18 protein-coding genes are annotated in these 22272 nt (G+C 68.7%); all 18 read left to right on the top strand.

Annotated elements, in window-relative coordinates; translation table 11 throughout:
* Positions 1–4: 4 nt before the first annotated feature.
* Positions 5–1114 carry a flagellar basal body P-ring protein FlgI gene (locus tag HSX14_RS19855; protein WP_371921686.1) on the top strand — a complete coding sequence of 370 codons (1110 nt, stop codon included), beginning with the start codon at positions 5–7 and terminating at the stop codon, positions 1112–1114.
* A gap of 10 nt (positions 1115–1124) precedes the next feature.
* Complete coding sequence (flgJ, locus tag HSX14_RS19850; RefSeq protein ID WP_173177720.1) at positions 1125–2333, top strand: flagellar assembly peptidoglycan hydrolase FlgJ; 1209 nt, start codon at positions 1125–1127, stop codon at positions 2331–2333.
* A gap of 9 nt (positions 2334–2342) precedes the next feature.
* Positions 2343–4367: a flagellar hook-associated protein FlgK gene (gene flgK, locus HSX14_RS19845; RefSeq protein WP_173177722.1), complete on the top strand. Its 2025-nt coding sequence runs from the start codon at positions 2343–2345 to the stop codon at positions 4365–4367.
* Positions 4368–4379: 12 nt separating this feature from the next.
* Positions 4380–5684: a flagellar hook-associated protein FlgL gene (flgL, locus tag HSX14_RS19840; RefSeq protein ID WP_173177724.1), complete on the top strand. Its 1305-nt coding sequence runs from the start codon at positions 4380–4382 to the stop codon at positions 5682–5684.
* A gap of 192 nt (positions 5685–5876) precedes the next feature.
* Positions 5877–6872, top strand: coding sequence for a UDP-N-acetylglucosamine 4,6-dehydratase (inverting) (gene pseB / locus HSX14_RS19835; protein WP_173177734.1), 996 nt, complete (start codon positions 5877–5879; stop codon positions 6870–6872).
* A 2-nt stretch (positions 6873–6874) separates the two neighbouring features.
* Positions 6875–8032 carry a UDP-4-amino-4,6-dideoxy-N-acetyl-beta-L-altrosamine transaminase gene (gene pseC / locus HSX14_RS19830; protein ID WP_173177742.1) on the top strand — a complete coding sequence of 386 codons (1158 nt, stop codon included), beginning with the start codon at positions 6875–6877 and terminating at the stop codon, positions 8030–8032.
* A gap of 12 nt (positions 8033–8044) precedes the next feature.
* A complete protein-coding gene (locus HSX14_RS19825) occupies positions 8045–8665 on the top strand; it encodes a pseudaminic acid biosynthesis-associated methylase (RefSeq protein ID WP_173177744.1) in 621 nt (206 codons plus the stop codon).
* The gene (gene pseF / locus HSX14_RS19820; protein ID WP_173177746.1) at positions 8662–9366 is read left to right on the top strand and encodes a pseudaminic acid cytidylyltransferase; all 705 of its coding nucleotides are present in this window, start codon (positions 8662–8664) and stop codon (positions 9364–9366) included. The genes HSX14_RS19825 and pseF overlap by 4 nt, the downstream gene beginning before the upstream one ends.
* 1 nt (position 9367) lies before the next feature.
* Positions 9368–10435 (top strand): UDP-2,4-diacetamido-2,4,6-trideoxy-beta-L-altropyranose hydrolase, encoded by a 1068-nt coding sequence (pseG, locus tag HSX14_RS19815; protein WP_173177748.1) that lies wholly within the window; start codon positions 9368–9370, stop codon positions 10433–10435.
* 24 nt (positions 10436–10459) lie between these two features.
* Positions 10460–11533: an N-acetylneuraminate synthase family protein gene (locus tag HSX14_RS19810; RefSeq protein ID WP_173177750.1), complete on the top strand. Its 1074-nt coding sequence runs from the start codon at positions 10460–10462 to the stop codon at positions 11531–11533.
* The gene (gene pseH / locus HSX14_RS19805) at positions 11530–12087 is read left to right on the top strand and encodes a UDP-4-amino-4,6-dideoxy-N-acetyl-beta-L-altrosamine N-acetyltransferase (RefSeq protein ID WP_173177752.1); all 558 of its coding nucleotides are present in this window, start codon (positions 11530–11532) and stop codon (positions 12085–12087) included. The genes HSX14_RS19810 and pseH overlap by 4 nt, the downstream gene beginning before the upstream one ends.
* Positions 12080–12775, top strand: coding sequence for a WbqC family protein (locus HSX14_RS19800; protein WP_173177754.1), 696 nt, complete (start codon positions 12080–12082; stop codon positions 12773–12775). The genes pseH and HSX14_RS19800 overlap by 8 nt, the downstream gene beginning before the upstream one ends.
* Positions 12772–13449: a class I SAM-dependent methyltransferase gene (locus tag HSX14_RS19795; RefSeq protein ID WP_173177756.1), complete on the top strand. Its 678-nt coding sequence runs from the start codon at positions 12772–12774 to the stop codon at positions 13447–13449. The genes HSX14_RS19800 and HSX14_RS19795 overlap by 4 nt, the downstream gene beginning before the upstream one ends.
* A complete protein-coding gene (locus HSX14_RS19790) occupies positions 13446–14804 on the top strand; it encodes an FAD-dependent oxidoreductase (RefSeq protein ID WP_173177758.1) in 1359 nt (452 codons plus the stop codon). Before HSX14_RS19795 ends, HSX14_RS19790 begins: the two co-directional genes overlap by 4 nt.
* Positions 14801–15484: a PIG-L deacetylase family protein gene (locus HSX14_RS19785; protein WP_173177760.1), complete on the top strand. Its 684-nt coding sequence runs from the start codon at positions 14801–14803 to the stop codon at positions 15482–15484. Before HSX14_RS19790 ends, HSX14_RS19785 begins: the two co-directional genes overlap by 4 nt.
* 25 nt (positions 15485–15509) lie before the next feature.
* Complete coding sequence (locus HSX14_RS19780) at positions 15510–16577, top strand: hypothetical protein (protein ID WP_173177762.1); 1068 nt, start codon at positions 15510–15512, stop codon at positions 16575–16577.
* The gene (locus HSX14_RS19775) at positions 16574–20515 is read left to right on the top strand and encodes a glycosyltransferase (protein WP_173177764.1); all 3942 of its coding nucleotides are present in this window, start codon (positions 16574–16576) and stop codon (positions 20513–20515) included. Before HSX14_RS19780 ends, HSX14_RS19775 begins: the two co-directional genes overlap by 4 nt.
* A gap of 245 nt (positions 20516–20760) precedes the next feature.
* Positions 20761–22227: a flagellin gene (locus tag HSX14_RS19770; protein ID WP_173177766.1), complete on the top strand. Its 1467-nt coding sequence runs from the start codon at positions 20761–20763 to the stop codon at positions 22225–22227.
* The last annotated feature ends 45 nt before the right edge of the window (positions 22228–22272 follow it).

Raw genomic sequence — 22272 nt, 5'->3', positions numbered from 1 at the left:
GGTGATCGCGAAGATGAAACGACTGACCGCTGCCCTCTGCCTGTTGCTCGCCGCCACGACCGTCCACGCCGAACGGCTGAAGGACCTGGCGAGTATCCAGGGCGTGCGTAACAACCAGCTGATCGGCTACGGCCTGGTCGTGGGCCTCAACGGCACCGGCGACCAGACCACCCAGACGCCCTTCACCCTGCAGACCTTCAACAACATGCTGGCGCAGTTCGGCATCAAGGTGCCGGCCGGCTCCGGCAACGTGCAGCTGAAGAACGTCGCGGCCGTGTCCATCCACGCCGACCTGCCGCCCTTCGCCAAGCCCGGCCAGGCCATCGACGTCACCATCTCGTCCATCGGCAACGCCAAGAGCCTGCGCGGCGGCAGCCTGCTGATGGCGCCGCTGAAGGGCATCGACGGCAACGTCTACGCCATCGCCCAGGGCAACCTGGTGGTCGGCGGCTTCGACGCCGAAGGCAGCGACGGCTCGAAGATCACCGTCAACGTTCCGTCGTCCGGCCGCATCCCCGCGGGCGCTACCGTCGAACGCCCGGTGCCGAGCGGGTTCGACCAGGGCAACACCCTGACCCTGAACCTCAATCGCCCGGACTTCACCACCGCCAAGAACATCGTCGACAAGCTCAACGAGCTGCTCGGCCCGGGCGTCGCCCAGGCGCTGGATGGCGGCTCGGTGCGCGTCACCGCGCCGATGGACCCGAGCCAGCGCGTCGACTACATGTCGGTGCTGGAGAACCTCGAAGTGGAAGCCGGCCAGGCGGTGGCCAAGGTCATCATCAACTCGCGCACCGGCACCATCGTCATCGGCCAGAACGTCAAGGTGCAGCCGGCCGCCGTCACCCATGGCAGCCTCACCGTGACCATCACCGAAGACCCCATCGTCAGCCAGCCCGGCGCCCTGTCCGGCGGGCAGACCGCCGTGGTGCCGCGCTCCAAGGTCAACGCCGACCAGGAAGCCAAGCCGATGTTCAAGTTCGGCCCCGGCACCACCCTGGACGAGATCGTCCGCGCGGTGAACCAGGTGGGCGCCGCTCCTTCCGACCTGATGGCCATCCTCGAGGCGCTCAAGCAAGCCGGCGCCCTCCAGGCCGACCTGATCGTGATCTGAGGAGGCGGCCATGGACTCCAGACTCTCGGCAGGAATAGGCGCAGGCAGCCCCGTCGATACCGGCGCGTACACCGACCTCAACCGCATGGCCCAGTTCAAGGTGGGCAAGGATCGGGACAGCGACGCGAATATCAAGAAGGTCGCCCAGGAATTCGAATCGCTGTTCCTCAACGAGATGATGAAGGCCATGCGCTCGGCCAACAATGTGTTCGCCGAGGGCAACTTCCTCAACAGCAACGAGAGCAAGACCTACCAGGACATGTACGACCAGCAGCTGGCCGTGACCATCTCCAAGGGGCAGGGCATCGGCCTGTCCGACGTGCTGACCCGCCAGCTGACCAAGAACAAGGGCGTCGCCAAGTCCACCGGCCCGAATCCCTTCGCCCAGGTGGCCGAGACCAATGGCATCAGCTGGCCGCAGAAGGGCAGCAGGATCGAGGCGCCGGCCGAAGGCCGCGACGACTCCAAGCTGCTGGCCATGCGTCGCATCAGCCTGCCGAGCAAGCTCACCGACCGCCTGCTGGCCGGCATCGTGCCCTCCGCCAATGCCGCCGAGGGCGCTGCCCAGGCGCCGGCGCAGAGCCAGGCCCTGGCCGGCTCCGACTGGCTGCCGGCCAAGTCCTATGGCGCTCCCGAGACCAGCGCCAACCGCATCGCCGGCAACGACGCCGTGATCGGCCGGCGCATCGCCCAGCCGCCGCTGGCGCCGGGCAAGTCCGCGTTCAGCTCGCCGCAGGAGTTCATCGACACCATGCTGCCCATGGCCCAGGAAGCGGCGAAGAGCATCGGCGTCGACCCGCGCTACCTGGTGGCCCAGGCGGCACTGGAGACCGGCTGGGGCAAATCGATCATCCGCCAGCAGGACGGCAGCAGCAGCCACAACCTGTTCGGCATCAAGTCCCACGGCTGGGACGGGCAGTCGGCCCGCGCCCTGACCACCGAATTCAAGGACGGCCAGGCCGTCAAGGAAGCGGCATCGTTCCGCGCATACGATTCCTATCAGCAGAGCTTCCACGATTATGTGAACTTTCTGCAGGGGAACGATCGATATCAAGAGGCACTGGAAGTAACCGACAAGCCTGAGCGTTTCGTCCGCGAACTGCAGCAGGCCGGCTACGCGACCGACCCGCAATACGCGCGCAAGGTCGCCCAGATCGCCCGGCAGATGCAGACCTACCAGGCTGTAGCGGCCGGCGAGTCGACGGTGCCCCGCTCATGAGGATGAGACATGGCTGACCTGTTATCCATCGGGCTGTCCGGGCTGCGCACCTCGCAGACCTCCCTGACGGTGACCGGACACAACATCAGCAACGTGAACACGCCGGGCTATTCGCGCCAGCAGGCCGTGCAGCAATCGAACATCCCGCAGTTCACCGGCGGCGGCTACATCGGCTCCGGCAGCCAGGTGGTCGACGTGCGTCGCCTGGCCAGCGAATTCCTCACCTCGCAGCTGCGCACCGCCACCAGCCAGAACAGCGAGCTGCAGACCTTCAAGAGCCAGATCGAACAGCTCGACGGCCTGCTGTCCAACACCACCACCGGCATCAGCCCGGCGCTCAAGAGCTTCTTCACCTCGCTCCAGACCGCCTCCCAGGACCCGTCCTCGGTGGCCGCGCGCGAGGCGGTGCTGTCCCAGGCCAAGGGCCTGGCGGACACCTTCAATACCCTCTACGACCAGCTCGACAAGCAGAACAGCCAGATCAACGACCAGCTCGGCGCGCTGACCACCCAGGTCAACTCCCTGGCCGCCAACGTCGCCAACTACAACGACGCCATCGCCAAGGCCCGCGCCAGCGGCGCCGAGCCCAACGACCTGCTGGACGCCCGTGACGAGGCCATCCGCCAGATTTCCGAGATGATCGGGGTCAAGACCCTGGAGCAGAGCGACGGCAGCGTCAGCCTCTTCGTCGGCACCGGGCAGCCGCTGGTGGTGGGCAACACCGCCTCCACCCTGCGGGCCAAGCCCGGCGTCGACGACCCGTCGCGCTACCAGATCGACCTGGTCACCGGCGGCGTCTCGCAGACCATCACCACGCAGATCTCCGGTGGCGAGATGGGTGGCCTGCTGGCCTACCGCGACACCGCGCTGGACCAGTCGTACAACGCCCTGGGCCAACTGGCGATCACCATCTCCGACACCATCAACAAGCAGCTGGGGCAGGGCCTGGACTCCGCCGGTCGCGCCGGCAGCCCGCTGTTCGGCAACATCAACGACCCGCAGTCGGCGTCGTTGCGGGTGCTGCCGAACGTCAACAACACCGGCACCGCCAACGCCACGCTGAACATCACCAACACCAGCAGGCTCGGCACCAGCGACTACCGCCTGGATTTCGACGGCACCAACTACACCGCCACGCGCCTGTCGGACAACGCGGCGATGACGGTCACCGTCACCGGCACCGGCCCCTACACGCTGAGCTTCGCCGACGCGGCGGGCAACGACCAGGGCTTCCAGGTGCAGCTGGACTCGCTGCCGGCGGCCAATGATCGGTTCACCCTGCAGCCGACCCGGCGCGGCGCCACGGATTTCGAGAGCGTGCTCAAGACCTCCGACCAGCTGGCCTTCTCCGGCTCGGCGCGGGCCGAGGCGACCACCAACAACCGGGGCACCGGCACCATCAGCCAGCCGGCCCTGACCAGCGGGCCCTCGCCGATCGACGTCACCGACTTGCAGGACCTGTTCGGCGCCAGCGGCATCGCGCTGACCTTCGACGCGACCACCAACACCCTCAACGGCGCCCTGCCGGCCGGCGCCACCCTGAGCTACGTGTCGCCGTCCACCACGGCGCTGACCCCGGGGCAGACCAACACCCTGCGGCTGAACTACACCGACCCGTCGACCAACAACAGCTACACCTACGAATTCACCATGGGCGGCACCCCGCAGAGCGGCGACAGCTTCAGCCTGGCCTTCAACAACAAGGGCACCGGCGACAACCGCAACGCCCTGGCCCTGGTCGGCCTGCAGACCAAGCCGGTGGTTGGCAACGGCAGCACCGGCGCCACCTATACCGATGCCTATAGCGGACTGGTGGAGCGGGTCGGTTCGCTGACCGCGCAGGTGCGGGTCAACTCCGATGCCAGCGAGGCGGTGCTGAGCCAGGCGCAGGAGAACCGCGACTCGCTCTCGGGCGTGAACCTGGACGAGGAGGCGGCGAACCTGATCCAGTTCCAGCAGTACTACAACGCCAACGCCCAGGTCATTCAAGTTGCGCGCGCGCTGTTCGATACACTCATAGGCGCCTTCAATTGAGGCTGATGTGAAATGAGAATCTCGACTATCCAGGCTTTCAACAACCAGGTCGCGGGCCTGCAGAAGAACTACGCGAACGTGACCCGGACCCAGGAGCAGATCAGCACCGGCAAGCGCATCCTCACGCCCGCCGACGATCCCGTGGCCTCCGTGCGCCTGCTGCAGTTGAGCCAGGAAGAGGCGCTCAACGGCCAGTACAAGTCCAACATCACCGCCGCGAAGAACAGCCTGAACTCCGAAGAGAGCATCCTCACCTCCGTCGGCAACGTGATGCAGCGCATCCGCGAGATCGCCGTCGAGGCGGGCGACGGTGCCCTGGACTCCACCGACAAGGCCTCCCTGGCCACTGAGCTGCAGCAGCGCGAAGACGAGCTGATGAGCCTGCTCAACAGCAAGGACGCCAGTGGCAAGTACCTGTTTTCCGGGTCCCAGGCCGACACCCAGCCCTTCGTGCGTAATGCCGATGGCACCTACAGCTACCAGGGCGACGAAGGCCGGCGCGAGGTCCAGGTGGCCAGCAGCAACTTCCTGGCCCTGGGCGACAACGGCAAGGACCTGTTCGAGAACGTCTTCAACGCCAACCGCGTGACCACGTCCAAGAGCGCCACGGGGACCGGCAGCACCGCGACCATTTCCCAGGGCCTGGTCGTCGACAAGACGGACTACGACACCGTCTTCCCCTCCAGCAACCCGCCGGCGGCCACCGACGCCATCGGCATCCACTTCCTCGATGCCCAGCGCTATGTGGTCTACGACCCGGCCACCCTGCCGGTCGGCTATGACTGGACCACCTACAACCCGGCGACCCCGCCGGCCGGGCAGCTGGCCACCGGCGCCCTGGACACCAACTCGCAGACCTCCGATTTCATCACCTACGGCGGCGTCAAGGTGCAGATCGACGGCACGCCGGCGGCCGGCGACGACTTCGCCGTCAACCGCAAGCCCGATGCCGAGAAGCGCAGCCTGCTCAACGTGGTCTCCGACCTGCGCAAGGCGCTGCAATCGTCCTCCGACACCCCGGCGGGAAACCGGCAGATCCGCGACGCCGTGGCGATCGCCACCTCCAACCTCGACGCCGTCAACACCAAGGTGCTGGCCGTGCAGGGCTCGGTGGGCGCACGCCTGAACACCCTGGATTCCACCGAAGGCTTCGTCGACGACGTCAGCCTGGTGAACAAGTCCGTGCAGTCGTCGCTGGAGGACCTCGACTACGCCGAGGCCCTGTCGCGCCTGACCATGCAGTCCACCATCCTCCAGGCCGCGCAACAGAGCTACGTGAAGATCAGTGGCCTGAGCCTGTTCAACTTCCTCAACTGAGCCGCCGGCCGCGCTCGTCGCGCGCGGCGCCGGTCCACCCGCCTCCTTGCCGGGCCGCCTTGCATTTCAACGGGTTGGCACCATGCTTGCTTTGGGTCTCGACATCAAAAGCGAGCGCCATAAAACTGTCAGTGACTAAGGCAGCGCGTTCATCCGGCGCAGGGCCGGCTGACATGGGCAGGGGAGAGCAGCATGTTCGATGGCAAGTCCGTATTCGTTTCCGGCGGCACCGGCTCGTTCGGTCGCGCGTTCATCCGTACCCTGCTGGCGCGCTACCAGCCCAAGCGGGTGGTGGTGTTTTCCCGCGACGAACTCAAGCAGTACGAGATGCAGCAGGAATTCAACGCCCCCTGCATGCGCTATTTCCTGGGTGACGTGCGCGACGCCGACCGCCTGCAGCAGGCCATGCGCGGCATCGACCTGGTGGTCCACGCCGCCGCGCTGAAGCAGGTGCCGGCCGCCGAATACAACCCCACCGAATGCATCCGCACCAACGTCAGCGGCGCCGAGAACATCATCAATGCGGCGTTGGCCAATGGCGTGCAGAAGGTCGTGGCGCTGTCCACCGACAAGGCCTCCAGCCCGGTCAACCTCTACGGTGCCACCAAGCTGCTCAGCGACAAGCTGTTCGTCGCCGCCAACAACATCACCGGCGACCACCAGACCCGTTTCGCCGTGGTGCGCTACGGCAACGTGGTCGGCTCCCGGGGCTCGGTCCTGCCGTTCTTCCGCAAGCTGATCGCAGAAGGCGCCCGCGAGCTGCCGATCACCGACCCGCGCATGACTCGCTTCTGGATCACCCTCGACGAGGGTGTCGACTTCGTCATGCGCAGCTTCGAGCGCATGCACGGCGGCGAGCTGTTCGTGCCGAAGATCCCCTCCGCGCGCATCACCGACCTGGCCGAGGCGCTGGCGCCCGGCATGCCGCACAAGCAGGTGGGTATCCGCCCGGGCGAGAAGCTGCACGAGATGATGATCTCCCGCGACGACAGCACCCACACCTTCGAATTCGCCCGGCACTTCGTCATCGCCCCGTCGATCACCTTCAACACCCAGTACGACTACGCCCGCGACGGCCTGGGTGGCGTGGGCGTGGCGGTGGAGGAGGGCTTCGAGTACGTCTCCGACAGCAACCCCCACTACCTGAGCGTGCCCGAGCTGCGACAGCTGGCCGACGCCTGGGCCTGACCATGATTCCCTACGGTCGCCAGAACATCAGCCAGGCCGACATCGATGCGGTGGTCGACACCCTGCGTTCCGACTGGCTGACCCAGGGCCCGGCCATCGAATGCTTCGAGCAGGCCGTCGCCCAGCGTTGCCAGGCCGCCCACGGCATCGCCGTGAGCAACGCCACCGCAGCCCTGCACATCGCCTGCCTGGCCCTCGACCTGGGGCCGGGCGACCGCCTCTGGACCAGCCCCAACACCTTCGTCGCCAGCGCCAATTGCGGCCTGTACTGCGGCGCCCAGGTGGATTTCGTCGACATCGACCCGGCGACCCTCAACCTCGACGTCGCCCAGCTCGACGCCCGCCTGCGGCGCGCCGAACGCGACGGCACCCTGCCCAAGGTGGTGGTTCCCGTCGCCTTCGCCGGGCAGAGCTGCGACATGGCACGTATCGCCGAACTGGCGCGACGCTACGGCTTCCGCGTGATCGAGGACGCCTCCCATGCCATCGGCGCCCGCTACGGCGGTCGCCCGGTGGGCTGCTGCGAGCATGCCGACATCACCGTGTTCAGCTTCCACCCGGTGAAGATCATCACCACGGGGGAGGGCGGCCTGCTCACCACCAACGACGCCCGGCTGGCCGAGCGCCTGCGCCGGCTGCGCAGCCATGGCATCACCCGAGACCCGGCGGCGATGACGGGCCCGAGCGAAGGCCCCTGGTACTACCAGCAGCTGGAACTGGGCTTCAACTACCGCATGACCGACCTGCAGGCCGCCCTCGGCCTGTCCCAGCTGCAACGCCTGGACGCCTTCGTCGCCCGTCGCCGGCAACTGGTGGCCCGCTATGGCGAGCGGCTCGCCGACCTGCCGCTGGAGCTGCCGCAGGTGCAGGCGGGCGCCGAGCCGGCCTGGCACCTGTACCCGGTGCGCCTGCGCCTGGAGCGCCTGCAGCACGGCCACCGGGCGATCTTCGAAGCCCTGCGCGGTGCCGGCATCGGCGTCAACCTGCACTACATCCCCGTGCACCTGCAGCCCTATTACCAGCAGCTGGGCTTCGCCCTGGGCGACTTCCCCGAGGCCGAGCGCTACTACGCCGAGGCCCTGAGCCTGCCGCTGTTCCCCGACCTGACCGACGAACAGCAGGACCAGGTGGCGAGCACCCTCGCCAGCGTCCTGCAGTGACTGGAGAAACCCGTGCGTGAGCTGACCGAGCAAGAACGATTCTGGCAAGGCGAGTTCGGCGACCAGTACGTCGACCGCAACGACGGCGAGGTGCACGTCGCCAACGTCACCGCCTTCTTCGCCCAGGCCCTGCGCCGCGCCGGGCGCATCGACAGCGTGCTGGAGCTGGGCACCAACCGCGGGCTCAACCTGCGCGCGCTGAACCGCCTGTTCCCCGAGGCGACGCTGCTGGGCGTCGAGCTCAACGCCAAGGCCCGCGACATCGCCCAGGCCCTGGGCATCGCCGACATCTGGCAGGGCTCGCTGTTCGACTACCCGGTGCAACAGCCCGTGGACCTGGCCTTCACCCGGGGCGTACTCATCCATCTGCCGCCGGAGCTGCTGCCCCAGGCCTATGCCAAACTCCATCAGGCCAGCCGCCGTCACGTGCTGATCGCCGAGTACTACAGCCCCTCGCCGGTGGAGATCAGCTACCGGGGCCATGCGGGCAAGCTGTTCAAGCGGGACTTCGCCGGCGAGATGCTCGACCTGTATCCCGACCTGCAGCTGGTCGACTACGGCTTCGTCTATCGGCGCGACGTCAATTTCCCGACCGACGACATCAACTGGTTCCTTCTGGAAAAACGCCCATGAGCAAGGTCGCCATCATTCCTGCCCGCGGAGGCAGCAAGCGGATTCCGCGCAAGAACGTGAAGCTCTTCCAGGGGCAGCCGATGATCACCTACTCGATCCGCGCCGCCCTGGCCTGCGGGCTGTTCGAGCGGGTGGTGGTCAGCACCGACGATGCCGAGATCGCCGACATCGCCCTGGCCCATGGCGCCGAGGTGCCCTTCGTGCGTCCGGCGTCGCTGGCCGACGATCATGCCGGCACCGTCGAGGTGATCCAGCACGCCCTGCGCGAGCTGGCCGCCGCCGGCTACCAGCCCGACTACACCTGCTGCCTCTACGCCACCGCGCCCCTGGTGCTGCCGGAGAAGCTCGTCGAAGGCTTCGAACTTCTGGCCGCGCGCCCGGACAAGGATTTCGCCTTCACCGTCACCGACTTCGCCTCGCCGGTGCAGCGCGCCCTGCGGGTGAATGCCGACGGCGGCGTCGAGTCGCTCTACCCCGAGTTCTACGAGACCCGCTCCCAGGACCTGGAGCGCGCCTACCACGACGCCGGCCAGTTCTACTGGGGGCGCAGCGCCGCCTGGAACGAGGGCAAGGCGATCCACGCCGCGCATTCGCTGCCGCTGATCCTGCCGCGCTACCTGGTGCAGGACATCGACAGCCCCGAGGACTGGCACCGCGCCGAACTGATGTACGCGACCCTGCTGCTGGAGGGGGACATCTGAGATGCGCGTGCTGTTTCGCGTGGATGCGTCGCCCCTCATCGGCAGCGGCCACCTGATGCGCTGCCTGACGCTGGCCCGCGAACTGCACGAGCAGGGCGCCCACCTGAGCTTCGCCTGTCGCGGCCTGGAGGGTGCGCCCCTGTCGCTGGTGCCGGCCGAATACGAACTGCTCGAGCTGCCGGCACGCTATGCCGGCGAGCGGGCGGCCGGCACCGCCGAGGCGCGGATCGACAACCGCGCCGACGCCGAGGCGTTGCATGCGCTGCTGGGCGAACGCCATTTCGACTGGTGCATCGTCGACCACTACGCCCTGGACGCCGAGTGGCACGGCCTGGCTCGTCGCCATGCGCGGCGGGTCATGGTGCTGGACGACCTGGCCAACCGCCCGCTGGACTGCGACCTGCTGCTGGACCAGGGCCTGCACGCCGCGCCGAACGCGCGCTATGCCGGCCGCCTGGCGGACGCGGCGACCCGCCTGTTCGGCCCCACCTACGCGCTGTTGCGCGACGAGTTCCTGCTGGCCCGCGAGCAGGCCGCCCCGCGTACGGGTGAGCTGGAACGCGTGCTGGTGTTCTTCACCGGCGGCGACGACCAGGGCGAGACGCTGAATGCCCTGCAGGCGCTGGCCGGCTGGCGGCCGTCACTGCAGGTGGACGTGGTCATCGGCCAGGGGCACGCGGACCGGCAGGCGCTGGACGCCCTCTGCGCCGCCCACGGCTGGCGCCTGCATTGCCAGATCGACTACATGGCCCGGCTGATGGCCGAGGCCGACCTGGCCATCGGCGCCGCCGGCTCGTCGTCCTGGGAGCGTTGCGCCCTCGGCCTGCCGGCGCTGGTGGTGGTGCTGGCCGAGAACCAGCGCGAGCTGGCCAGGGGGTTGCACGAACTCGGCCTGGCCATCGACCTGGGCGAGCACGCCCGGGTCACCCCCACGCACTACCGGCGCGCGCTGGACGGCCTCGATGCCGAGCGGCTGCGCGGGCTTTCCCAACGCGCCTGGGACCTGGTCGACGGCTTCGGCGCCGTCCGGGTCTGCCGCGCACTCCTGGATGCGTCGGTCGGCTCCTGAGCCGGCCGCAGAGGAACCATCAGCATGTCGACACGCCGCTTCGAAATAGCCGGACGCCCCATCGGGCCCGACGAGAAGCCCTATTGCATCGCCGAGGTGGGCATCAACCACAACGGTGATCTCGACCTGGCCCTGAAGATGATCGACGTCGCCCGCGAGTCGGGCGCCGATGCGGTGAAGTTCCAGACCTTCAAGGCCGAGGAGTTCTGCGGCGACCCGCAGCAGATGTTCACCTACCAGTCCCAGGGGCGCAGCGTCACCGAGTCCATGCTGGCGATGTTCAAGCGCTACGAGTTCGACGAGGCGCAGTGGCGGGCGGTCAAGGCCCATTGCGCCAAGGTCGGCATCACCTTCTTCTCTTCGCCGCAGAACCGCAGCGATCTCGCGTTGCTGCAACGCATCGGCGTGCCGGCGATCAAGGTCGGCTCGGACGATTTCAGCAACCTGCCGCTGCTGCGCCACTACGCCGGCGCCGGGCTGCCGCTGATCCTTTCCTGCGGCATGAGCGACCTGGCCGACGTGCACCAGGCGCTGGAGACGGTGGGCTGGTTCGAGGGGGCCCAGGTCGCGCTGCTGCTGTGCACTTCGCAGTACCCGACCCCCGACGCGGACGTCAACCTGGCCAAGCTGGGCACCCTGCAGCAGGCCTTTCCCGGGCTGCTGACCGGGTTCTCCGACCACACCCAGGGGCCCCTGGCGGCCTCCCTGGCGGTGGCGCGCGGGGCGCGGCTGTTCGAGAAGCACTTCACCCTCGACCACGACCTGCCGGGGCCGGATCACTGGTTCTCCGAGAACCCCCAGGGCCTGGCCGAATGGATCGCCCATATCCACCGGGCCGACGCCATCCTCGGTTCGCCCTACCTGCGCCCGACGCGCGCCGAAGGGGACATGCGCGTACTCGCCCGGCGCAGCCTCATGGCGCTGCGCGATATCGCCGTGGGTGAACGCCTGGACGAGCACAACCTGGGGCTGCGCCGCCCCGGCAACGGCTTGCCGCCCGCCCTTTACGAGCAGGCGCTGGGCAGCGTCGCGACACGGGCCATCGGCAGCGGCGAGCTGCTCCGCCTGGGGGATTTCGCCCCGGTGGACGCGCCATGAGCGCGGTGCCGGCACCGATCTTCCAGCTGCGTCCGGTGACCCTGGACGATGCCGCGTTGCTGCTGCGCTGGCGCAACGCCGAGCCGGTGCGCCAGTGCATGTACAACACCGCCGAGATCGCCCTGCCCGAGCACCAGAGGTGGTTGCAGCGCGAGCTGGCCAACCCGGCCTCGCGCCACCTGCTGCTGGAGCGTGACGGCACGCCTGTGGGCTACGCCAGCCTCGCGGACATCAGCGAGCGGCACCGGCGCTGCACCTGGGGCTTCAACCTCGGTGACTCGCCCCAGCCCAGGGGCACCGGCCTGCGCATGCTGGCGCTGCTCGCCGAGCAGGTGTTCGAGGGGCTGCAGCTGGAGAAGATCTGCTCGGAAGTGCTCGACTTCAATGTGGCCAGCCTGCGGGTCCACCAGCGCCTGGGCTTCGTGCCGGAAGGGCGCCTGCGTCGGCACATCCACCGCCCGGATGGGGTCTTCGACGTCGAGGTCCTGGCGCTCTTCGCCGAGGACTGGCGAGGCCTGCGCGGGCCGCTTCTGGCGGAGCTCTTCGATGAGTGACGCGCGCCAGGTCGCCATCCACCAGCCCGCCTACCTGCCGTGGCTGGGCTACTTCGACCGCATCGCCCGGGTCGACCGCTTCGTCTTCCTCGACACCGTGCAGTTCGAGAAGAACAGCTTCATCAACCGCAATCGCATCAAGACGCCCCAGGGCGCCCAGTGGTTGACGGTGCCGGTGCTCGGCCGGGGCCACCTGGCCAGCACCCTGCGCGAGACCCGCATCGACGAGAGCCGCGACTGGCGCCGCGACCACCTCAAGGCCGTGGCCATGAACTATCGCCGGGCACCGCGCTTCGCCGAACGCTACGCACAGCTGGAGCAGCTGTACGCCGAGCGCCAGGACAACCTGGCCGAGCTCTGCTGGCGCCAGCTGGGCTTCTGGCTGGACGAACTCGGCATCGAGACGCCCCTGGTGCGTGCCAGCGAGCTGGACGTCGACAGCCGCAAGTCGCAGCTGGTGCTCGATATCTGCCTGGCCCTGGGGGCGGACAGCTACCTGTCCGGCGCCCTGGGGCGTGACTACCTCGACGAGGCCGCCTTCGCCGCGCGGGGCATCGAGGTGCGTTACCAGGCCTTCACCCCGCCCACCTATCCTCAGCTGTGGGGCGCGTTCGTGCCCGGCCTCGGCGTGCTGGACTGGTGGATGAACAGCGGCGACAGCCGCAGCGAATTCAGGGAGCTGACATGAGTTTTTCCATCGAGTGGGAACAGCGCTACGCCGCCAGCACCCACCTTTCCATCTGGCCCTGGTCCGATGTGGTCAGCCTGACCAAGCGTCACTGCCGCGAGCTCGGCCCCGGCAGGCGCGTGCTGGAGCTGGGCTGTGGCGCGGGCGCCAACATCCCGTTCTTCCAGTCCCTGGGCGTGGACTACCACGCCGTGGAAGGCAGCCCGACCATCGCCGCCCAGTTGCGTGAGCGCCTGCCCGAGCTGGCCGCGACCATCGCCACCGGCGACTTCACCCAGCCCTGGCCCTTCGCCCCGGGCTTCGACCTGGTGCTGGACCGCGCCTCCCTCACCTGCAACGGCGAGGAGGCCATCCGCCGCTGCCTGCGCCAGGTGCACGAAGCCCTGGTGCCCGGAGGGTTCTTCATCGGCGTCGACTGGTACTCGGTGAACCATTCGGACGCCCGCCGTGGCCAGCCCGATGCCGACCCGCACACCCGCAGCGGCTTCACCGATGGCTCCTTCGCCGGCACCGGCCGCGTGCATTTCTCCGACGAGGCGCACCTGCGCGCGCTGTTCGCCGACTTCGAGCTGCTGTACCTGGAGGAAAAGCAGTCGGTGCGCTACGAGCCGGCGGATGGTCATCGCTTCGCCTCCTGGCTGCTGGTGGCGCGCAAGCCGGCGGTGCGGGCATGAACGCCGTGCGCCCGGTCGTGGTGGTGGGCGGTGGTATCGCCGGGCTGTTGGCGGCGAACTGGGTACAGGCCTGCGGCCTGCCCGTGGTGCTGATCGAGCGCGCCGACGCGTGCGGCGGGCTGCTGCGTTCCTACCGCGACGAGGACGGCAATGCGTTCGACCAGGGCACCCACGTCCCGGCGATGACCGGCGATGCGCGGGTCGACCGCCTGCTGTTCGACGAGGCCGGCCTCGACTGGCAGGACGTGCCCGTGTTGCGGGTGGGCAACGTCTTCGCCGGCGTGCTCAACGACCGCAGCCAGTTCATCGACATCAGCGCTCTGGCGCCCGGCCTCTACCAGGCCTGCTTCACCGGGCTGCTGAACAGCCTGACCACCGACCGCGACGCCCCGAGCCTGGAGGCGGCGCTGCTCGCGCACTTCGGCGAGCCGCTGGCGCGCGAGGTGTTCTTCCCGCTGCTCAGGCGTTTCTACGTGGCGCCCTTCGACCAGCTCAGCGCGAGCAGCCACCGCTTCCTCGGCTATGGCCGTGTCATCGCCGGCAGCGCCGAGGTATGCCGGGAGCTCAAGCGTTCGGCGGTCTACGACGCCAAGGTGGCGTTCCGCGACTACCTGGAAGGGCGCAGCGCGGTACGCCATCGCTACCCCCGCAACGGCGGTGTCGGCAGTTGGGTCGACGCCCTCTGCGAGCGCCTGCGGGCCGGCGGCGGGCGCATCCTCACCGGTGCCCAGGTCCAGGGCGTCGATCACGAGGCGCAGGTGCTGAACCTGGCCGACGGCGAGCGGTTGGGCTTCGAGCAACTGGTCTGGACCGCGCCGCTGGCGCTGCTGGCCAGGGCGCTGGGGCTGCCGGTCGCCTCCGCGCCGCCGCGCTTCCTGCCCCTGCGCCTGTTCCATTTCCTGCTGGACCGGCCGGCGGCCTGCGACTGCCATTACCTGTACCTGAACGACCCGGCGGCGCGCGCCTTCCGCATCACCCTCTACGACAACGTCCTGGAACGGAACGAGGCGCCCTGGCGCCTGACGGTGGAGGCCCTCGATGCGCCGGGCGAGACCACTGCCCAGCAGGCCGCGGCGGTGCTGCGCGAGCTGCGCGATGCCGCGGTGCTGGCGCCCGGTTGCGAGGCCCGGCTGGTGCTGGAGCAGTCCATCGCCAACGGCTTCCCGGAGGTCACCCTGGCCCAGGACGCCGCCAACCGCGAGCTGCGCGAGCGCGTTCTGGAGCATGCCCCGGCGCTGGTGCTCTGCGGCCGCAACGCCTCGGATGCCTTCTTCACCACTGATGTCCTGCTGGATACCGCCGCCCAGCTGGAACGCCGCTTCGGCGTACCCGCCACCCCCGGAGACCCCCGATGAGCAAGGAACGAGTACTGGTCATCGCCGCCCACCCCGACGACGAGGTGCTGGGTTGCGGCGGCAGCATCGCCCGTCATGTCGCCGACGGCGACGAGGTGCAGGTGGCGATCATGGCCCAGGGCCTGTTCAGCCGTGGCACCCCGGAGGAGGCCGAGCAGCAGGCGCTGCGCGATGCCTGCGCCGAGGCCAACCGCATCCTCGGCGTGCAGGGCCTGGAGTGCTTCGACCTGCCGGACAACCGCCTGGACAGCCTCGACCTGCTGGACCTGGTCAAGCCCGTCGAGGCGCTGGTCGCCCGCCACCGCCCGGGCATCGTCTATGCCCACTGGAGCGGCGACGTGAACATCGACCACCGGCGCCTGCACGAGGCGGTGGTCACCGCCTGCCGCCCGCAGCCGGGCCACCCGGTGCACACGCTGCTGTTCTTCGAAATCCCCTCGTCCACCGAATGGCAGGTGCCCCACAGCGCGCCGGCCTTCTGGCCGGGCTGGTTCAACGACATCGGCTCGACCCTCGACACCAAGCTGCGCGCCCTCGATGCCTACGCGATGGAGATGCGCGAATGGCCGCATCCGCGCTCGCTCAAGGCCGTCGAGCACCTGGCCCGCTGGCGCGGCGCCTGCGTGGGCATGGAGGCCGCCGAGGCCTTCGTGCTCGGCCGCCACCTGAACAGACACTGATGGGGCCTGGCCCCTGGAACCGCACATGAATCCGCAGCCGCTTGACGAGAAAGACTGGAGCGCCAACCACCTGGCGCTGTCCGAAGGGCCGCAGCTCTTCGACAACCCCGGCATCGCCCGCCTGCGCCGTGCCGTGGAGGACGACTTCGCCGCCCGCCACCTGGCCGGGCGCGTGGCCGTCGAACCGACCGCCGGGGCCCGCGAGGCCTGGGACGGCGTTCGCGCCTTCGCCGCGCTGCCGGCACCGGGCGACCTGGCGCAACTGCTGGATCGCTGCACCGAAGGCCTGCGGCCGGAGGGGCGGGTGGTCCTCGACCTGCGCTCGCCCGCCCATTGGCAGGCGGCCTTCGGCGAGTCGCCGGCGGCCTGGCCCGAGCGTGGCCGTGACGACCCGGCCGTGGCGCTCTGCTCGCCTGCCGCGTTGCTGGCGGCGGCCGATGCCCGGGGCCTGAGCCTGGTGGCGCTGGAGCCCTACGCGGGGCTGTGGGACAACGCCTTGCTCTACCTGCGCCTGGAGCGGCGCTTCAAATGGCTGCGGCTGCTGTCCTGGCTCGACAGCGACGAGGCGCTCTTCGGCCTGGCGCTGCAGCTGGAGCAGAAGGTGCTCGCCAGGCTCGGTACCTCGGCCAGCGGGCGCTACCTGGTGGCCCTGGAGAAGCGTCGCGACCCGGCCGGCAACGCCGCCTGGGCCGAACGCCTGGCCGCCCGCGAGGCGGTGCTCGCGGCGCCGTCGCTGGCCGGTATCGAGGCCCTGCTGGAGCAGGGCCCCGAAGCCTTTGCCGCGCAGACGGCCGGGCCGCTCGGCAGCTTGCGGACCCGGCACGTGCTGTTCCTCCTGCAACAGGCCCTGGCCTTCCATCGTCCCGACTTCGCCCTGGAGCCCTGGCTGGCGCCCGAGGTCGCCGAGCAGCTGCGTCGCTGGCAGCGGGCCCAGGCCATCGACAGCCGCAACATGGCCATCGCCCGGGGCTGGGTGGTGGAGCCGATGCTGCGGCAGCGGCAAGGCGTGGACCTGGTCTCCGGCCTCGAGTACCACCTGGCGACCGCGCTGCTGCGCGATTACTTCAAGACCCACAGCGGAGTCAGCTCGTGAAAACCCCCGCCATCGTCAGTTTCCTCTGGGAGCCCCAGGTGGGCGTGCTGAAGGAATTCTTCAAGCGCCACGGCCCGCTCACCGTGGTCACCCTGACCCCGTACATCTCCCAGGCGCTGATCGATATCGTCGAGGAGGCCGGCGGCAAGCTCTATGCCATGGACCAGGAGCTCGGCGACATGGGCGCCCAGGGCATACGTGCCGAGTGGGAACCGCTGCGCGAGCTGTACGGCCAGCACCTGGAGCAGGCGCTGCCGGCGCTGCTGGCGGCCGAGGAGGGCGGGGCGCTGGCGCGTGTGATCGGCGCGCGCCTGGATGCCGAGCTGCCGCTGCTGATGACCGTGCTGCATGGCCTGGAACTGGCCCAGCGGCACTACCAGTTGTGCCTGATGATCGGCAGCGAGGACGTGCTGCCGGTGTCCAAGGTGGCGATGCACTGGGCGCGGACCCAGGGCATCCCTTCGTTGCACCTGTCACACGCCCTGGCCCTGAACGACCCGCACACCGTGCACGCGCAACTGGTGGCGGACATCCATGCCGTCTATGGGCAGCGCGGGCTGGAGGGGTACCTGGACTACGGCGTGCCGGCCGAGCGCCTGCGCGTCACCGGCAACCCGGCCTGGGACAAGTTCCTCAAGCTGGCCGGCGAACGGCTGGTCCACGAGGGCGAGCTGCGGCGCCGGCACGCCTTGCGCGAGGGCGAGCCCGTCGTGGTGTTCGGCACCACCTGGACCAGCAGCCTGACCGCCCATGGCGACGAAGGCATCTTCGGGCAGACGGTGGGCGCTTTCATCGACGCCTGCGAAACCCTGTTCCGTGCCGGCCTGCACTTCAACCCGATCATCAAGGACCGGCCGCCGAACTATCACTTCGGCGAACGCCGTTTCAAGGAGCTGCTGGCCGAGCGCGGCGCGGACCCCGAGCGCTATTTCTACCTGGTCGAGGATGGCCCGCTCTGGGCCGCCAGCGCCGACGTGCTGGTGGCGGTGGACTCCAACTACTGCGTCGAGGCGATGCTCTGCGGCACCCCGGCGATCAACCTGCAGCACCCGGCCAACACCCTGTTCGGGCCGTGCTACGACGCCCAGGCGGGCGTGCTGGACGTCGAGCCCGGTGAGCTCGCCGAGGCCATCCGCCAATTGCTGGTGGATACGGCGTTCCGCGAGCGGCAGCAGGCGCTGGCGGCACGGGCGCGCCCTTATTTCAACCTCGGTGTCGACGGCCTGGCTTCGGCCCGTGTCGCCGAGCTGATGGGCGAGATGGCCGTGGGCCTGGTGCCCAAGCTGCTCGCCTGGCTCGATTCGCGCCTGCCGGTAGCGGCCGAGCGCGCGCTGATCGACGAGCGCCTGGCGCTGTGCAAGGGCGAAGGCCCCGTGCTCGGGGTGCTGGTGCTCGAGCGCAACGATGCGCGGGCGCTGGAGCGCACCCTGGCGAGCCTGGAGCGCGCGCTGCCGGCGCCGGTGGAGGTCACTGTCTTCGGCGCCAGCGCAGCGGCCGTGGGCACGCGCGCCGGTTTCGTCCAGGTCTCGCCCGACGCCCCCTTTGAGGCGATCAATGGGTTCGTCGCCGCCTCCGCCTTCGACTGGGTGCTGCTGGTGGACGCGGGCACCGAGTTCACCCAGGCCGGGCCCTTGCTGTTCTGCCTGGAACTCGCCGAGGCCCTGGCCCACGAGGCGGAGACCGGCGAGATCATCCACGCCTTCTATGCCGACGAGCTGCAGCGTTCGCCCTCCGGCGCCCTGGGGGCGCTGTTCAAGCCGGACTTCAACCTCGATCTGCTGCTGAGCTTCCCGGCCATGCACAGCCGTCACTGGGCGCTGCGCCAGCGCAGCTTCGTCGAGCTGGGCGGCTTCGATCCGGTGTTCGGCGATGCCTGTCGGCTGGACCTCGTCCTGCGCCTGGTCCAGGGCTCCGGCGGCAGCGGCCTGCTGCACCTGCCCGAGGTGCTGCTGGTGGCGGATGTTCCCAGCCTGGCCTTCAACCCCGCCGAGCAGGTCGCGCTGGAGCGCCACCTGGAGGCCCGTGGCTACCCGGCCACGGTGCAGGCGTTCATGCCGGGGCGCTATCACATCGACTACGGCCACGCGGACCAGCCGCGGGTGTCCATCGTGGTCGCGGTGCGTGACCACCTGCCGCTGCTCCAGCGCTGCGTGGAGAGCGTGCTGGAGAAGACCCGCTATGCCCGCTACGAGTTGCTCCTGGTCGACTGCGAGAGCCGGGAGCCGGCGACCCGCCAGTGGCTCGACGGTGTCGAGGCGCTGCAGAGCGAGCAGGTGAAGGTCTGGCGCTTCGCCGGGGCGTTCAACTTCTCGGCGACGGTCAACGCCGTGGCGATGGCGGTGGAGTCCGACTACCTGCTGCTGCTGAGCCACGATGTGCAGGTGGTGCAGGAGGATTGGCTGGAGCAGTTGCTCAACCACGCCCAGCGCCCGGAAGTGGGGGTGGTGGGCGCCAAGGTGCTCGATTCGATGGGGTGCATCGAGCAGGCCGGCGTGGTGCTGGGGTTGCACGATGTCGCCGGGCGCGCCTTCGTCGGCGAAGAGGGCGACGCCCCCGGTTACATGAACCGCTTGCAGGTGACGCAGAACTACAGCGCGGTCGGCTCGGCCTGCCTGATGGTGCGACGCAGCGCCTTCATCGAGGTCGGCGGCATGGACGAGGCGCAGCTGAGCGCCTTCTATGGCGACATCGACCTGTGCCTGCGCATCCGCAGCGCGGGCCTGCTGAACGTCTGGACGCCCCATTGCACGGTGCTGCGCGACGGCATCGAGCTGCCCGTGCTGGCCATCGACGGCGCCCTGCAGCGCCAGGCCGCGCTCAAGGCGGCGCGCGAGGAGATGTTGCAGCGCTGGCTGCCGACCCTGGCCCGTGATCCGGCCTACAACGCCAACCTGTCCCTGGCCGGCAATGGCTTCGGCTTCGAGTACGGCACGCGGCGGGTGCATCATCCGTTGCTGCCCCAGGTGCTCTGCTACCCGGCGGACGCCACCGGCTGCGGCCACTACCGCGTGCGCCAGCCGTTCGCCGCGCTGCGCGAGGAGGGCCTGATCGACGGCCTGATCAGCGCCGTGCACCTGGCGCCGGTTGAGCTGGAGCGCTTCGGTGCCCGCAGCGTGGTGTTCCAGCGGCAGATCATGGAGCCGCAGATCGCGGGCATGCGCGAGGTGAAGGCGCTTTCCGGCGCCTTCAAGGTCTACGAGCTGGACGACTACCTGCCCAACCTGCCGCTCAAGAGCATGCACCGCGAGACCATGCCCCGGGACGTGCTCAAATCCCTGCGCCAGGCGGTTTCCCTGACCGACCGCTTCGTGGTCTCGACGCAGCCCCTGGCGGAAGCCTTCGCCGACCTGCACACGGACATCCGCGTGGTGCCCAACACCCTGCCCACCCACTGGTGGGGCAACCTGCACAGCCAGCGCCGTCGCGGCCGCAAGCCCCGCGTCGGCTGGGCCGGCGGCAGCAGCCACCAGGGCGACCTGGAGCTGATCGCCGACGTGGTGCGCGAGCTGGCGGGGGAGGTGGAGTGGGTGTTCTTCGGCATGTGCCCGGAGAAGCTGCGGCCGTTCGTCCATGAGTTCCACATCGGCCTGCCCATCGACCAGTACCCGGCCAAGCTGGCCAGCCTGGACCTCGACTTGGCCCTGGCCCCGCTGGAGCAGAACCTGTTCAACGAGTGCAAGAGCAACCTGCGCCTGCTGGAGTACGGGGCCTGCGGCTTCCCGGTGATCTGCAGCGACGTGCTCTGCTACCGCGGCGATCTCACCGCCACTCGGGTGAAGAACCGCTTCCGCGACTGGGTGGACGCCATCCGCATGCACCTGGCCGACCTGGACGCCACGGCCGCCGCCGGCGACGCCCTGCGGGAGCAGGTGCTGGGCAACTGGATGCTGGAGGGGGACAACCTCGCGCGCTGGCGCTCCGCCTGGCTGCCGGACTGACCGGAAGTCGCCGACGAACGGCGTGGCGAAAGGCTAAACCTTCGCTACGCCTGCCGATAACCCTGGTACGAACACTGTTCGAGCCTGCTCGGCAAGCCCAAGGCGAAATAAATTTCAAATTTCCCCTAAAGCTCCACCAGCAAGCGCCGATAAACAGTTCGAATGCGAATTCTAGGGGCACCTGAGCAGCAGGTCCTGAAGGTCGCAAAGCTCAGGTAAATACTAGGTACTTCGGGAGACGCCAAATGGCACTTACAGTCAACACCAACATCGCTTCGCTCAACACTCAGCGCAACCTGAACGCATCGTCCAACTCGCTGAACACCTCGCTGCAGCGTCTCTCCACCGGCAACCGTATCAACAGTGCCAAGGACGACGCCGCCGGCCTGCAGATCTCCAACCGTCTGACCAACCAGATCAGCGGCCTGAACCAGGCGACCCGCAACGCCAACGACGGCATCTCCCTGGCGCAGACCGCTGAAGGTGCCCTGCAGCAGTCCACCAACATCCTGCAGCGTATCCGCGACCTGTCCATCCAGGCAGCCAGCGGCTCGAACAGCGACGCCGACCGCGCCGCCCTGCAGAAAGAAGTGACCGCGCAGCAGGCCGAACTGTCCCGTATCGCCGAAACCACCACCTTCGGTGGCCGCAAGCTGCTGGACGGCACCTTCGGTACCACCAGCTTCCAGGTCGGTTCCAACGCCTACGAAACCATCGACGTGACCCTGAAGGACGCGTCCTCCGCCAAGCTGGGTTCCTACCAGGTCGGTGGCGGTGCCTCCACCAACGCTGCCGGTGCTTCGGCCGCCTCGGTCTCCACCGTCGCAGGCACCCTGGTCACCGGTAGCGGCGGCGCCTTCGCCTCCGGCACCGTGACCGTGGTCGGCAATGGCCAGACCAAGGACGTGAACATCACCGCGACCGACAGCGCGAAGAGCATCGCGCAGAAGTTCGACGGCTCGATCGCCGGCCTCTCTGCCACTGCCCGTACCGTGATCCAGGCCGATGTGAACTTCACCTCCGGTGCTGCCACCTTCAACATGACCGTGGGTTCCAACACCGTTCAGATGGTGGGTGTGACCTCCAACGAAGACCTGGCCAACCAGATCAACTCCAACGCCGGCAAGCTTGGCCTGACCGCCAACTACGACACGCAGAGCGACAAGATCACCATCACCTCGTCCACCGGTGAGACGATCCAGTTCGGCACTGCCACCGGTACCTCCGCAGGCACCATCGACGTGGCCGTACAGGGCAGCGACGGTACCTACGGCGCATCCGCGGACGTGAAGGCGGGTGGGGGCAAGGCCTTCGGTTACGTACAGCTGGATTCCCCGGTATCCTTCGCGGTGACCGGTGCGACCGGTGGTGTGTTCAACGCCAGCTCCTCGACGCTGAACACCGTTGCCAACGTCGACATCTCCACCGCCGATGGTGCCCAGCGCGCCCTGGCAGTGGTCGATAGCGCCCTGGCCGCGATCGACTCCCAACGTGCCGACCTCGGTGCTGTGCAGAACCGCTTCGATAACACCGTAGCCAACCTGCAGAACATCTCCGAGAACGCCGACGCTGCTCGCAGCCGGATCAAGGACACCGACTTCGCAGCTGAAACTGCGACCCTGTCCAAGAACCAGGTTCTGCAACAGGCCGGTACCGCGATCCTGGCCCAGGCGAACCAGCTGCCGCAGTCGGTCCTCAGCCTGCTGCAATAACGCAGGAAGAGCGCCCAGCAACGATGGGGGGAAGGGGATAACCCT

Source organism: Pseudomonas tohonis, assembly GCF_012767755.2.
Lineage (GTDB): Bacteria > Pseudomonadota > Gammaproteobacteria > Pseudomonadales > Pseudomonadaceae > Metapseudomonas > Metapseudomonas tohonis.
This window is presented reverse-complemented; position numbering and strand designations above follow the sequence as displayed.